Annotated in this window: 13 protein-coding genes; 1 reads left to right on the top strand and 12 read right to left on the bottom strand. The window is 42.5% G+C overall.

The window, feature by feature from the left end:
* Nucleotides 1-35 precede the first annotated feature (35 nt).
* The 9 genes from zapD to ampD all read right to left on the bottom strand — a co-directional run bounded on the left by zapD (nt 36) and on the right by ampD (nt 8569).
* Entirely contained in the window at nt 36-803 is a 768-nt protein-coding gene (gene zapD, locus B158_RS0110735; RefSeq protein ID WP_018625377.1) for a cell division protein ZapD, read from the bottom strand.
* Nucleotides 804-809: 6 nt separating this feature from the next.
* Nucleotides 810-1409 (bottom strand): dephospho-CoA kinase, encoded by a 600-nt coding sequence (coaE, locus tag B158_RS0110730; protein ID WP_018625376.1) that lies wholly within the window; start codon nt 1407-1409, stop codon nt 810-812.
* Nucleotides 1410-1522: 113 nt separating this feature from the next.
* Nucleotides 1523-2431 carry a prepilin peptidase gene (locus B158_RS0110725; protein ID WP_018625375.1) on the bottom strand — a complete coding sequence of 303 codons (909 nt, stop codon included), beginning with the start codon at nt 2429-2431 and terminating at the stop codon, nt 1523-1525.
* Between the two features lie 30 nt (nt 2432-2461).
* Complete coding sequence (locus tag B158_RS0110720) at nt 2462-3712, bottom strand: type II secretion system F family protein (protein ID WP_018625374.1); 1251 nt, start codon at nt 3710-3712, stop codon at nt 2462-2464.
* A gap of 89 nt (nt 3713-3801) precedes the next feature.
* Nucleotides 3802-5514 carry a type IV-A pilus assembly ATPase PilB gene (gene pilB / locus B158_RS0110715; protein WP_018625373.1) on the bottom strand — a complete coding sequence of 571 codons (1713 nt, stop codon included), beginning with the start codon at nt 5512-5514 and terminating at the stop codon, nt 3802-3804.
* Nucleotides 5515-5637: 123 nt separating this feature from the next.
* Nucleotides 5638-6087, bottom strand: a complete 450-nt coding sequence (locus B158_RS0110710) for a pilin (RefSeq protein ID WP_018625372.1) — start codon at nt 6085-6087, stop codon at nt 5638-5640.
* Nucleotides 6088-6574: 487 nt separating this feature from the next.
* On the bottom strand, nt 6575-6877 hold the full coding sequence (locus B158_RS0110705; RefSeq protein ID WP_018625371.1) for a GIY-YIG nuclease family protein: 303 nt from the start codon (nt 6875-6877) through the stop codon (nt 6575-6577).
* Between the two features lie 155 nt (nt 6878-7032).
* Nucleotides 7033-7902 (bottom strand): carboxylating nicotinate-nucleotide diphosphorylase, encoded by an 870-nt coding sequence (nadC, locus tag B158_RS0110700; RefSeq protein WP_018625370.1) that lies wholly within the window; start codon nt 7900-7902, stop codon nt 7033-7035.
* Nucleotides 7903-8020: 118 nt separating this feature from the next.
* Entirely contained in the window at nt 8021-8569 is a 549-nt protein-coding gene (gene ampD / locus B158_RS0110695) for a 1,6-anhydro-N-acetylmuramyl-L-alanine amidase AmpD (RefSeq protein ID WP_026309364.1), read from the bottom strand.
* A 134-nt stretch (nt 8570-8703) separates the two neighbouring features.
* Between ampD and yacG the strand changes: the two genes are divergently transcribed.
* Nucleotides 8704-8901: a DNA gyrase inhibitor YacG gene (gene yacG, locus B158_RS0110690; RefSeq protein WP_018625368.1), complete on the top strand. Its 198-nt coding sequence runs from the start codon at nt 8704-8706 to the stop codon at nt 8899-8901.
* A 1-nt stretch (nt 8902) separates the two neighbouring features.
* Here the strand turns inward: yacG and mutT are convergent, their stop codons facing one another.
* The 3 genes from mutT to B158_RS0110675 form a co-directional block, all read right to left on the bottom strand.
* Nucleotides 8903-9289 carry an 8-oxo-dGTP diphosphatase MutT gene (gene mutT / locus B158_RS0110685; RefSeq protein ID WP_018625367.1) on the bottom strand — a complete coding sequence of 129 codons (387 nt, stop codon included), beginning with the start codon at nt 9287-9289 and terminating at the stop codon, nt 8903-8905.
* Between the two features lie 9 nt (nt 9290-9298).
* Nucleotides 9299-12007, bottom strand: coding sequence for a preprotein translocase subunit SecA (secA, locus tag B158_RS0110680; RefSeq protein ID WP_018625366.1), 2709 nt, complete (start codon nt 12005-12007; stop codon nt 9299-9301).
* 277 nt (nt 12008-12284) lie between these two features.
* Nucleotides 12285-13205, bottom strand: a complete 921-nt coding sequence (locus B158_RS0110675) for a M23 family metallopeptidase (RefSeq protein ID WP_018625365.1) — start codon at nt 13203-13205, stop codon at nt 12285-12287.
* Nucleotides 13206-13292: the final 87 nt, after the last annotated feature.

The raw sequence follows: 13292 nt of genomic DNA, 5'->3' as shown, positions 1-13292 counted from the left end.
TCTTGCTTGGACTGACAAAGACAGGCCGACCACTGCTAACAAATAGCCACTTGAAAACTGGTGTCATCTGATAACACCCTTTGCTCACCCTCTCCAGGCTGAATGAACCGAACCGTGAAGCAGTATTTAGAACCACTGATTTCAGGGTAGACACTAGTTGCAATTGGTAGTTTGACCCGAATTAAATGCGGATTCTGTTTTTTATCAAAGTTATGCTGATAGGAGCCATTCACCGTCTTAGCATCGATAAACTGTCCATTCTCACGATATAACCTCAGTAAGACTTTGAGGCACTTGTTTAATCCATCAAAATGCTCAAACCACTCACTGAATTTCTGTTGGCGATAGTTAACTGGCTGCTGTAAAAACTGATGTAACTCAGGTAGGTCAAAACTGCAGGATGCACCTGGAATCCGTATTCTGTGTTTAATTAAATCGATAAAGCGATCCTGACGTAGTGTTGCCCCAAACTTTCCCTGATAATTTGCCACCCATAAATAAAGTTGTTGCAGCTGCTCTAAAAAACGCTTCAACTTAACATCATCAATGTATGGACTGGCTTCTAGTTGTTTGAAATGATTCTTCTGCTGTTCCAGCTCTTTAAGCAGTTCAGCTTTTAAATCGCCGCGGTCAAGACAGTCCAAAATTTCCCACAGATTATGCAAGGCAGCAATATGCGAAGCTACTGAATCTATGGATTGTAATTCTTGTTGAATATTAAATAGATTTTCAAGGCGCAGATAAGTGCGTATCTGCTCATTGAGCGGATGCTCATACAAGATATAACTGGCAGCTTCGGGCATCAATGCCTATTTCCTTGCTAATTGCCTGTATTGGTTATCAAGCGTTATAACGCTTTGTCTGAGGGAATGCAAATCTGAGTCATTAACAATCACATCATCCGCAATAGATAAGCGTTGCTTACGGTCGGCCTGCTTATCCAAAATGGCCTGAGCTTGCTCTCTTGAAGAGAGGTCACGTGCCATTAAACGCTCAAGCTGGACATCTTCAGCACAGTCTACAACCAAGACTCTATCATAATCCTTACATTGCCCACTCTCATAAAGTAATGGGATAACACTGATTGAATATACTGAATCAGCAAGCTCTTGGCGTCGCTTCATTTCTTGTCGGATAAGTGGGTGAAGAAGGTTATTAAGCCACATCCTATCCTGCTCGTTAGAAAAGACTTTGTTGCGTAACTTTTTCCGATCCAGCTCTCCCTGAGCTGTCAGGACGTCACGGCCAAAGTGTTCGGTAAGCGCTTGCAAGGCTTGAGAACCTTTAGCTACCACTTCTCGTGCTATAACATCTGCATCTATGACAGTAACTCCCTGTTCAGCAAACATATCGCTGACAGCAGTTTTACCGCTTGCTATGCCACCTGTTAATGCAACTTTATAAGTCATAGTAATCTAGATGATTTCCTGTTGGAGCAAGCTTCAGCTCCCCAGCCCTTGTGTACGGACAAAGGGTCTGCCCCACTGGGTACTCATTTTGCCACTATCCACTTCGGGGGTTGCTATGGCTGTAGCATCTGAATATAGGTATTGGTTATCGTTTCACCCCAGATTAACGCAATCCAGCCTGCAATTGCTAAAAATGGCCCAAACGGTATTTTATAATCACGCCCTTTTTTGCTGATAACCATGGTAATAATGCCTAAAACTGCGCCTGTAACCGTTGATAATAGAATCACAAGAGGGAGCATTTGCCAACCAAGAAAAGCGCCAATTGCTGCCAATAATTTAAAATCACCGTGACCCATGCCTTCTTTACCAGTTAGAAGTTTAAATAACCAGTAAATCGACCATAACGACAAGTAACCTGCTAAGGCTCCTATCACCGATGATGGAAGATCCTTCGCAAACCCTGGTAACGAATCTGCTGGTGCTAGCCAAAGCGCCGCAGTCACACCAATCCAAACTAAAGGCAGAGTCAATTGATCAGGTAAAATCTTGTGGTCGTAGTCAATAAAACTACCAGCAATCAAAAAACAGGTAAAAATTAAAGCAAACGCTAAAGACCAAGACCAACCAAAGGTAATTGCACAGACAAGAAATGTGAGAGCTGTCAATAGCTCCACAAAAGGGTAACGGCCACTGATCTTTGTTTTGCAGTTGGAGCACTTACCGCCAAGAAACAACCAGCTAAAAACCGGAATATTTTCTAAGGCAGTGATTTTATGATGGCATTTAGGGCATGCAGAAGCAGGTGTCATCAAGTTGTACTTTTTAGGTAGCTCATCTTTTGGGCATGAAACGCTGCAATTTGCTTCGGTCAAAATTTCTGTAGCAGTTGCTCGCCACTCTCTACCTAAAATCAATGGTAGCCTATGAATCACCACATTCAAAAAGCTCCCCGTTAATAGCCCCAGTATAAAAACTAAACCTGCCAACACGGGCAGGTTTGAAGAAAGTATTTCGATCATTATTTTGACTTTACTGTAGTATTAGGACGATTAGAATGCACTTCCCATTTGGAATACAGGTAAGTACATGGCAACTACTAAACCACCTACGACTGTACCAAGGAATACAATTACAAAAGGCTCAATAAGTGAACTGATACCATCCACAGCATCATCTACTTCTTGTTCATATATATCCGCAACTTTTGCTAACATAGTATCAACAGCACCCGACTCTTCGCCAATGGCTACCATTTGAGTAACCATATTAGGAAATACTCCTGTTGAAGCCATTGCCATATTTATTTGCAAACCGGTGGTAACATCTTCTTTAATTTTTTTAATCGCATCTCTATACACCGCATTCCCTGACGCTCCTGCCGCAGAGTCCAGTGCGTCAACTAAAGGTACGCCCGCTGCAAAAGTGGTAGCCAATGTACGAGCGTATCTTGCTACAGCTGCCTTTTGGATCAATGGGCCAAAAATAGGAAACTTTAAAAGCAATTTATCTTTGCCATCTCTAAATGACTGAGAGCTTTTATTCAACTGGGAGTAAGCCACAACTATGCCAATCATTACAAATAAATATAAATACCAATACTGCTGTACGTTTTCGGACATGTCTACAACCATTTGTGTGAATGCAGGTAGATCCGCTCCCGCACCTTCAAATAATTGTGAAAACATTGGTACCACATAAATAAGCAAGATCGCTGTCACAGCAATTGAAACAACTACAACAGCAGCTGGATACATCAATGCGGATTTAATTTTAGACTTCAAGGCTTCTGACTTTTCTTTATAAGTTGCAATCCGATCTAACATTTGCTCTAAGGTACCTGACTGTTCACCCGCATGAATCAAGTCACAAACCAAATCATCAAAGTATTTAGGATGCTTTCTTAAAGACTCCGCAAATGGATTACCAGACTCAACGTCCTGTTTGACATCCATCACCAAGTCCTGAACGCTGGGGTTTTCATGCCCCTTACCAATAATGTCAAAAGACTGAACTAATGGCACACCTGCTTTCATCATAATTGCTAACTGACGTAAGAAAACTGCAATATCTACAGGCTTAATCGACTTTTTTGAGCCGCCAAAAGAAAATAGCTCTGCGTTAATTGCTTTAGGCGTTATCCCTTGCTTTAGGAGTTGTTGTTTTACTATATCTTGATTTTCAGCAGGCATTTTCCCCTTAATTTTTTGCCCCTGTTTATTTACACCAGTCCACTGGAAGTTTTTGAGCTTAACCTTACTCTTACTTGCTTTAGCTGATTTCCGTTTAACTGCAGTTGCCATTTTCAATTACCTTTCTAATGTACCGTTATGGCTAAAGTGTCCACTTTAGTTCAGGACACCCTCCCCAAAAACTTAATAGATTTCTATACCTAATCCTGAGTCACACGATTGACTTCAGCAAGACTAGTTAATCCTGCCTTAACTTTATTAAGCCCTGCTCTTCGTAGGTCTGGAATCCCCTCTTTTTTGGCCTGATCAGCGATATCTATCGCATTACCACCTTCCATAATAATACGACCATTTTCCTCTGAAACAGGCATAACCTGGAATAAACCTACACGACCTTTATAGCCCATTGTGCATTTATCGCAACCTACTGGCTCATAAATTGTGAGTTCGTTCAGCTCTTCCTCACTAAAACCTTCTTCAAGCAATGCTTCTTTTGGTAAATCCGAAGGCTTCTTACAATGTTCACAAAGGCGCCTAGCCAGTCGTTGAGCCACAACCAGATTGACTGTTGTAGCAATATTAAAAGGCGCAACCCCCATGTTTACGAGACGAGTCAAGGTTTCCGGCGCTGAGTTAGTATGCAGAGTAGATAATACTAAGTGACCCGTTTGAGCTGCTTTAATGGCTATTTCGGCTGTTTCCAGATCTCGAATCTCACCAACCAGCACAATATCCGGATCCTGACGCAGGAAAGCTCTCAATGCCGATGCGAAAGTTAAACCTGCTTTGACATTAACATTGACCTGGTTAATACCATGTAAGTTAATCTCAACCGGATCTTCTGCGGTCGAAATATTTTTATATTCATCATTTAAAATATTAACGCCGGTATAGAGGGTGACCGTTTTACCAGAACCTGTTGGACCTGTTACCAGCACCATACCCTGTGGCTTTTCTATAGCTCTCATGAAGTCCTTTTTCTGCTTAGGATCAAAACCTAATGCATCAATACCCAACATTGCTTGTGAGGGATCCAGAATCCGCATTACGATTTTTTCACCAAATAAGGTAGGCAGGGTATTAACACGGAAATCGATAGCTTTAGTTTTAGAGATTTTAAGCTTGACACGACCATCCTGTGGAACCCGACGCTCAGAAATATCAAGGCCAGACAGAACTTTCAAACGAGCTGAAATACGCCCTGCTAATTGTACGGGAGGTGATGCAACTTCATGCAACATGCCATCGATACGAAAACGTACGCGGTATTTCTTCTCATATGGCTCAAAGTGTAAATCCGATGCACCTTTACGTATCGCGGATACCAACATCTGCTTAACAAACTTGACCACGGGAGCATCTTCACCACCAGCCCCTTCATCCATATCCTGCTCAGCATCAGGATCGACCGCGTCTAAGTCAATATTATCTAAGTCAGCATCATCAAAATCAGAAAGTGTCTCATTTTCTTTCTCTTCGATAAGTTTACTAACAACTGCTTCCAGCTTGTTTGGCTCTACCAGTACAGCTTCAACAGAGCAGCCTGTTTGGAAGCGGATCTCTTCCAAGCTTTTAATATTAGTTGCATCAGAAACGGCAACAAATAGACGAGTACCGCGCTTGTAGAGAGGAACGGCTCTGTGAGCCTGCATGAGTTTAAGATCTATAACATCCTTGGGAATATTTTCAAAAGCAATGCTAGAAAGATCAAAGTATGGGTAACCAAAATTTAAAGCTTGTGCTTTAGCAGCTTGTTTGCCTTCAAGCCAACCTGCAGTTACTAGCCAGTCTATAAGTCCAAGCTTTTCTTCTTTAGCATTTTTTACTGCTTGTTGGACCTTTTCTTTACTCAATAGGCCCTCAGCAACTAATAAGTGTGCCAATCCTGATAGACCAGTATCTGCTAGAGTCATAATATTTAGTAAACAGTTTAAAAGACCAGTTTATATCCTTGAATAAAAAGCCTATATTGTCAATATAGATTTACGCGCAAAAAAAAACGGGCCGAAGCCCGTTTTTATCGTAACTATAAATGATTAGTTACAGCCTGTTGGCATAAATGATGATTTCCACGCACCCGCAGCAGCAGTATCTACAACACATGTCCATGCACCAGTAGCACTTCTGTTAAGATTAATGATAGCACCAGCAACTGCAGGCGTACCACCTACTGTACAAGCAATACCAGGATTAGCAGAGCCATCGGCGATCGGAGCATTAACTGCAACAGTAGTACAACGAGTGCCAGCATCAGATGCATCTAATCCCATGTGTGTAACACTATAGGTACCCAATGCACCATTTGAATTCAATTCAGCTTCGTATTGAGTTTTAGCCGGGCTTATTTCAGCCAATGCAGATGTCATTTGTGAACGAGCAATATAATCTTGGTAAGCAGGGATAGCGATTGCTGCCAAGATACCGATGATCGCGATTACGATCATTAATTCGATAAGGGTGAAACCCGCTTGTTTTTTAGTTTGCATAAGACTCTCTCCTATTCTTTATAAAGAATTTGCAAATTGTTTAAAGTTAAATCTGTTCACAGAGAATTCCGTATAATCTGATCAAAACTACACGGGCTAATACTGTTAGTGTGTAGCGCTTCCCTGTGTGAACAAATCTGTAAACAAATATATCCTTTGCGTGTCATGAATAGCAACAGATTATAGTTAAATTTCCTGACACTGAGCAAAAACAATGATTTACGTCACAGTTATATGCGAATTTGCTTTTCAAAAAGCGTACAAAGTGTTGTTTTTTTGACCACACGAAGGAAAAAGTGACAATTTTTGTCAGCTTTGTAACCGATTGTAGGGCCTATTTATTGCTAATTGTAAATACGCGGAGGTATTTTTATGCCAGTTTTATACTTAATTAGTTGGAATTAAGGCTAGATTAAGTATAACTGAGTACTTAAATTGTGTTTTCGACACTTTGTTCTAGCTATTCTAATTCCTCTAAATACAATCTTTAACGTTTTTTGACTGCCAGTAATTCCCCTGAAAGGTCTTTCCATTCAGGATTGAATCGCTGAATTAAGGTTTCTTTACCGATTCTACATTCTGACTTTATTTCTTCTTCGCGTTCACGTGCTTTTTCCAAGGATTCAGTAATTTCGTAATACACAAGTTCATTACAGCCATAACTTCGGGTTAATCGCTCCGAAATCCTGTTCTTTTGCTCGAATAGCTGCTTACCTAAATTATTAGTGGTTCCTGTGTATAACACAGTTTTTCTAGGATTGGTCAGTATATAGACGTAGCCTTTTCTCATGGTCGATTTGCTATATGGTTGTTTGGTTTGCTGGGGTTCGCTTCGCTGGGTCTGCCTTCTTGTGTATATAACCTGCCTGCGTGGAATATATTTTTTACATTACAAAGCGAGCGTTAGCCTACCATATTAGCTTTTTTCAATGTAATAACTGTCGGTTATAACTCGAGTCTTAACGACAGATCCACGGCCTGAATATGTTTAGTCAGGGCGCCTACCGAGATGAAGTCAACTCCGGTATCTGCAATATCACGCAGAGTTTCCAGGCTAACATTTCCAGAGGCTTCGATTTGGGCAGTATGAGAGTGAACCTGATTAATAGCTACTCCCGTGCGCATGTCGTCGATAGAGAAGTTGTCTAGCATGATGACGTCTGCACCAGCATCCAATGCCTGGTCGAGCTGGGCGAAGGTTTCAACTTCCACTTCGACAAGAATATCGGGGTGTAGCTGGCGAGCTTTTTGCACAGCTTTTTTAATCGAGCCAGCAGAGATGATGTGATTTTCTTTAATCAAAAAGGCATCAAAAAGTCCAATTCGATGATTTCGCCCACCACCGCAATAAACTGCATATTTTTGTGCCAACCTTAACATCGGAATTGTTTTACGCGTATCCAGCAGTTTGCATGATGTGCCTTTGAGTTCTGCAGCATAACGCGCTGTGGTTGTTGCGGTTCCTGAAAGTGTCTGCAGGAAGTTCATGGCTGTTCGTTCACCGGTCAGAATTTTACGGGCATTGCCGCGCAACTCGCACAGCTTGTCATGAGCGCGAACCTTGTCGCCATCTTGGCAGAACCATTCAATCTCAATATTAGGATCAAGCTTATGAAAAACTGCGTTAAACCAATCAATACCACATACAACCGCATCTTCACGCGTAATCAACTTGCCGGTTGCCGTTTTGTCTTCACTGATAAGTTCTGCTGTTACATCCTTACCGCTAGTGCCGCCAAGATCTTCCTGCAATGCAAGATTTACCTGATTGGGAATTTCGGTTACTAGCTGTTCCTGGTATGGGGTTTCGATCATGTGAAGTCCTGTACGGCTATCGCAGTCAGATGTAAGGCATTGAAAGATGCTTTACAATTTTTAATAAAGTGACAGTATTTTACGGATTAAGCGCAATGACTCAAAGTGTTTTTACTTATTATCCGTTAGCAGTCAGTTGCCGATAATAGCTCCAGTCAAAAGCAGGCCCCGGATCCGTTTTACGGCCCGGTGCTATATCCGAATGACCAGCAATTCGCTCTGGATTAATCTGTGGGTAGGCTTTCAGAATGACCTCAGTTACTTTAGCAAGAGTTAGGTATTGAATACCTTCATAGGGAATGTCGTCCGCACCTTCCAGCTCAATTCCTATCGAAAAATCATTACACTTTTGCCTTCCCTCAAAGCTAGATACACCTGCGTGCCAGGCTCGTTTATGAAAAGGCACATACTGCACCAGCTCGCCATTTCGTCTAATTAATAGATGACTGGAAACACGTAATGCAGCAATATCTTCAAAATAGGGGTGTTCAGAGGGATTAAGTGTGCCAGTGAAAAGCTGATCGATATAAGGGCCCCCAAACTGCCTGGGCGGCAAACTGATATTATGAATAATCAGCAGACTGATATCTTTTGGGTCTTCACGCTCGTCACAGTGTTCCGTGGGCACGAAGCGTGCGGGTTGAATCAGGCCGGTTGCCAAGTTGATATAAAATGGTTCTGTCACAGTGTTCTCTGATGTTGTTGAACTGTAGCCGGGCCCCCTTCGGGAATATCCAACCTTCAACTGTAATTTTCCGTTATAATAGCGTCAATTGAGTCCAATGAATATGTACTAGTTTTATGAGTAAAGCATTAATTGTAAAGTGCCCAACCTGCGAAAAAGCAGTGGCGTGGAAAGATAACAATGAGTTCAAGCCGTTTTGTAGTCAACGCTGCAAGCTGATTGATCTGGGCGAATGGGCAAGTGAGGGTCATCGAATTGCTGGTAAGCCACTGGATCCTGAAACTGTTGAACAGCTGAGTCGAAATCAGGATTAGTTTATCGCCTGATAGCCTCAACGATGGCTAAATTAGCTTCAGGGAATTGATACTCATCTAATTGTTTGACGGGGCACCAGACCAATGGTTGTCCCTCTACTCCTCTTGGCACCCCCATATAATCAGTCACAGTCCAAACATCCAGAAACACAGATTTTTCTGGGTAAGTATGTTCTATTTGAATGAGCGGAGAAAATTTTACGGGGATTATTGCGAGTTCTTCGAAACACTCTCGAATTAGAGCCTGACTTATTGGTTCGTCATTTTCTTGCTTACCGCCAGGAAATTCCCAGAATCCTCCTTTGTGCAAATGTTGCGGGCGTTTGGCAATCAGAATTCGGTCGCGACGCTGTATAACAGCAACCGCGACCCGAATGGTATTACTCATAAGTGTTCTTTAGGATTCTATTTTGCCATGACACTGCTTGAACTTCTTGCCAGAACCACATGGGCACGGCTCATTACGACCAACTTTAGGTTGTTCACGAACAAAGGTTTCTGCCTGACGAGCGGTGTCGCTTTGCGGTAATGCGGACGCTGACTCATGCTGCGCCTGCATACCGGCCTGGTTAACCTCAGTTCGCTTCATCGCCTCAACCTCTTCCGGCATCTGGAAACGGACTTTGGCAAGTAAGGTAATAACGTCTTCTTTTAAGTTATCGAGCATACTAGCGAACAGATCAAAAGCTTCGCGCTTATATTCCTGCTTTGGATTCTTCTGAGCATGGCTTCGCATCCAGATACCTTGACGAAGATGATCCATATTAGCAAGGTGTTCCTTCCAGTGACGGTCCAGCTCCTGCAACATAACTTGCTTCTCAAGCTGACGCATCATTCTAGGATCCGGTAATAAAGCTTCTTTTTCCTGATAAGCTTTTTCAACAGCCTCATGAATGCGTTGACGCAAACCTTCTTCGGCTAATTTGTCATCTTCATCCAACCATTGTTGAAGCGGCAACTCAATCACGAAGTCCTGTTCAAGGCGCTGCTCCAAACCTTTAACATCCCACATTTCTTCAATAGATTGTGGAGGAATATATTCGCTAATAATGCTGTATACCACGTCATCACGTAAATCAGCGATAGTGTCAGAAATGTCATCTGAGTCCATCAACTCATTACGCTGCTCATAAATAACTCGGCGTTGGTCATTAGCAACATCATCATATTCAAGCAGGTTTTTGCGAGTATCAAAGTTACGCTGCTCTACTTTGCGTTGCGCATTTTCAATTGCGCGTGAAACCATCTTATGTTCCAGTGCTTCACCTTCATCCCAGCCCAAACGCTGCATCATCATACCAAGACGCTCTGAAGCAAAGATACGCATTAGGTCATCTTCAAGTGATAAGTAAAAACGACTCAAACCAGGGTCACCCTGACGACCTGAGCGACCACGAAGCTGGTTATCAATACGGCGTGACTCATGACGCTCAGTACCGATAATTGCCAGACCACCGGCATCAAGTACCGCCTGATGACGTTTTTCCCACTCTTCTTTGGCTTTAGCTATTTGTTCAGCAGTTGGATTCTCGCCTAAGGCATCTATATCAGCCTGTAAATTACCACCAAGCACAATATCTGTACCACGACCAGCCATATTAGTAGCGATAGTCACGGTACCCGGACGACCAGCCTGTGCAATAATATCTGCTTCTTTGGCATGGAACTTAGCATTCAATACCTGATGTTTGATCTTAGCTTTTTTGAGTTCTTTCGAAATCAACTCTGATGACTCGATAGAAACTGTACCAACCAATACCGGCTGGCCTTTTGCCTGCAGCTCTTTAATTTCTTCGATAATGGCCGCGTACTTTTCCTGTTTGGTCAAGAAGATCAGATCGCCCTTGTCATCACGCTGCATTGGCTTGTTTGTTGGAATTACTACAACATCCAGCCCATAAATCATGTGTAACTCGGTAGCTTCAGTATCTGCAGTACCGGTCATACCCGAAAGTTTGTTATAAAGGCGGAAGTAATTCTGGAAAGTAATAGAGGCAAGTGTTTGATTCTCATTCTGTATTTGTACTTGCTCTTTGGCTTCGATTGCCTGATGTAAACCATCTGACCAACGACGTCCTGGCATAGTACGACCGGTATGTTCATCAACAATAACTACCTGACCGTCTTTTACTACATAATCCACATCTTTTTTGAACAGCTTATGTGCGCGAAGCGCGGCATTGACATGATGTAACAAGGCTATGCTGGCTGGGCTATAGAGACTTTGTTCAGCGGGTAATAGGCCATTTTGACGTAGCAGCTCTTCAATGTACTCTTGACCTTTTTCAGTCAAATGAGCCTGCTTGGATTTTTCATCCACAGTATAGTGACCAGTGTCCTCTTCACCCTCTTCTGACTCATGCTCCTGCTGCTCAAGTTTTGGAATCAATTTATCAATGGCGCGGTACATTTCAGAGCTGTCTTCTGTAGGCCCTGAAATAATCAAAGGCGTACGCGCTTCATCGATCAGAATCGAGTCAACTTCATCAATTACGGCAAAATTCAAATCACGTTGAACACGGTGTTCCTTCTGAAACGCCATATTGTCACGCAGGTAATCGAAGCCGTATTCATTATTGGTTCCATAAGTGATATCAGCTGAATAAGCCTTTTGTTTCTCTTCGTGAGTTTGACCTGAAAGGATCACACCAACATCCATACCCAAGAAGTTATAGACAGGCTTCATCCAGTTGGCGTCACGTTGCGCCAGATAGTCATTCACGGTAATAACATGGACACCTTTGCCAGATAAGGCATTCAGGTATACAGGCAAGGTTGCCACCAAGGTTTTACCCTCACCGGTACGCATTTCTGCAACTCTGCCGCCGTGCAGTACCATGCCACCAATCAGCTGTACATCGAAATGTCTCAAACCTAGAGTTCGCTTACTGGCTTCGCGCACAGTAGCAAAAGCTTCCGGAAGTAACTGATCCAAAGTTTCGCCCTTCTCAATGCGCTCTTTGTATTCAGTGGTTTTTGCTTTCAGCTCCTCATCAGATAAAGCCTCCATTTCAGGCTCTAGTTGATTGATTAGCTCAACCGTCTTGCGTAATTTTTTAAGGGTTCGCTCGTTACGACTTCCGAAAATTTTGCTTAAGAAACTCATATTGTTCTTTCTTGTGTCTGTGTTGTATTAACTATGGGGTGCAGGTATGGATTGAGGCTTGAAAGCCCTATTATTACTCGCCCATAGCAGATAATTAATCTGTGAAGCACTCGATTGTACCCATATTCTGGTCGCTGTAAACGCCTGAGCGGAGTTTTCGAGCAGTATTTTCAACTTATGGGGGCTTGAGGCAAGCATTTCAATGTTGATATGAAGTTTTGAGAGATTTAAAAACAAAAGCCCCAAATAGGGGCTTCTATATAGAAATTTTACAGTATTAGTTTTTCAGGTATTTATAAGGGTTGAGCTTTTTACCATTCTTAGTTATTTCATAGTGAACATGTGGACCAGTAGAACGACCAGTGCTACCCACTGTTGCTATAACCTGTCCTTTCTTAACAATATCACCTTTCTTAACAAGTACGGACTTGTTATGGCCATAACGGGTGGTATAGCCGCCACCATGGCTGACTTCAACGAAAACGCCATAGCCAGGTTTACGATCAACTGTAGTAACTACGCCGGCAGCTGTCACAATCACATCAGAACCTTCCAATGAAGAAAAGTCGACTCCTGAGTGCCATGCCCTCTTCCCGGTAAATGGATCGGCACGGTAACCGTAAGGTGAAGATAACCAACCTGAAGTAATGGGGCGACCTGAAATTTGTTGTTCGGTATTAATTTCTTTATCAAGAATTAATGATTCAAGCGCAGAAAGTTCTTGTTCTTTAGCATTAATATCACTTTCCAGCTGGTCTAGGAACACAACCACATCATTGTAGCTTGATGTTGTTGCTGACACATCTTCGCTTGGACCACCAATTGCAGGGTCTTCTCCGAACCCAAACTCATCTTCGATACCAGCAGAAGCCACCAATCTTGCACCCGCAGCATCAAGACGAAGCAAATAAGCTTGCATGGTTGCTAATCGAGTCGATAGAGCCTGGATTTGACTTTCTGAAATGCGTTTAGCTTCTTCTAACTGCTCTTTCTGTGAAATGAGTTCTTGTTGCCATTTTTTAATAGCAGCTTCGCTGACAAGATCTTGCTGCAAAGACCAACGGGTTGCGAAATGGGTTAAGGCTACTACCGCTGTTAATGCCACAGCACCTAGCAGGCTAAACACCACTAATTTAGAACGTCCAAATTCCAAAGCTTTAATTCCTTTTTGATCACTTTTGATAATGGTTATTCGCATACTCACCCACGTTCGTTAGCGTCAATTACAAGCAAGCTTGTAAGATGACAATTCTACCCAGCCAGCATACAATAGATGCTAACTTTA

This window comes from Kangiella aquimarina DSM 16071 (assembly GCF_000374105.1).
Taxonomy (GTDB): Bacteria; Pseudomonadota; Gammaproteobacteria; order Enterobacterales; family Kangiellaceae; genus Kangiella; species Kangiella aquimarina.
The sequence above is the reverse complement of the archived record's forward strand: the minus strand, read 5'-3'. Positions and strand labels throughout refer to the sequence as shown.

Excerpts from the sequence above, each read along its gene's own strand:
- coaE (WP_018625376.1), bottom strand. The coding sequence starts at position 1,409 with ATGACTTATAAAGTTGCATTAACAGGTGGCATAGCAAGCGGTAAAACT.
- B158_RS0110710 (WP_018625372.1), bottom strand. The coding sequence starts at position 6,087 with ATGCAAACTAAAAAACAAGCGGGTTTCACCCTTATCGAATTAATGATC.
- B158_RS0110720 (WP_018625374.1), bottom strand. The coding sequence starts at position 3,712 with ATGGCAACTGCAGTTAAACGGAAATCAGCTAAAGCAAGTAAGAGTAAG.
- zapD (WP_018625377.1), bottom strand. The coding sequence starts at position 803 with ATGCCCGAAGCTGCCAGTTATATCTTGTATGAGCATCCGCTCAATGAG.
- pilB (WP_018625373.1), bottom strand. The coding sequence starts at position 5,514 with ATGACTCTAGCAGATACTGGTCTATCAGGATTGGCACACTTATTAGTT.
- B158_RS0110675 (WP_018625365.1), bottom strand. The coding sequence starts at position 13,205 with ATGCGAATAACCATTATCAAAAGTGATCAAAAAGGAATTAAAGCTTTG.
- B158_RS0110705 (WP_018625371.1), bottom strand. The coding sequence starts at position 6,877 with ATGAGAAAAGGCTACGTCTATATACTGACCAATCCTAGAAAAACTGTG.
- nadC (WP_018625370.1), bottom strand. The coding sequence starts at position 7,902 with ATGATCGAAACCCCATACCAGGAACAGCTAGTAACCGAAATTCCCAAT.
- yacG (WP_018625368.1), top strand. The coding sequence starts at position 8,704 with ATGAGTAAAGCATTAATTGTAAAGTGCCCAACCTGCGAAAAAGCAGTG.
- secA (WP_018625366.1), bottom strand. The coding sequence starts at position 12,007 with ATGAGTTTCTTAAGCAAAATTTTCGGAAGTCGTAACGAGCGAACCCTT.
- B158_RS0110725 (WP_018625375.1), bottom strand. The coding sequence starts at position 2,431 with ATGATCGAAATACTTTCTTCAAACCTGCCCGTGTTGGCAGGTTTAGTT.
- mutT (WP_018625367.1), bottom strand. The coding sequence starts at position 9,289 with ATGAGTAATACCATTCGGGTCGCGGTTGCTGTTATACAGCGTCGCGAC.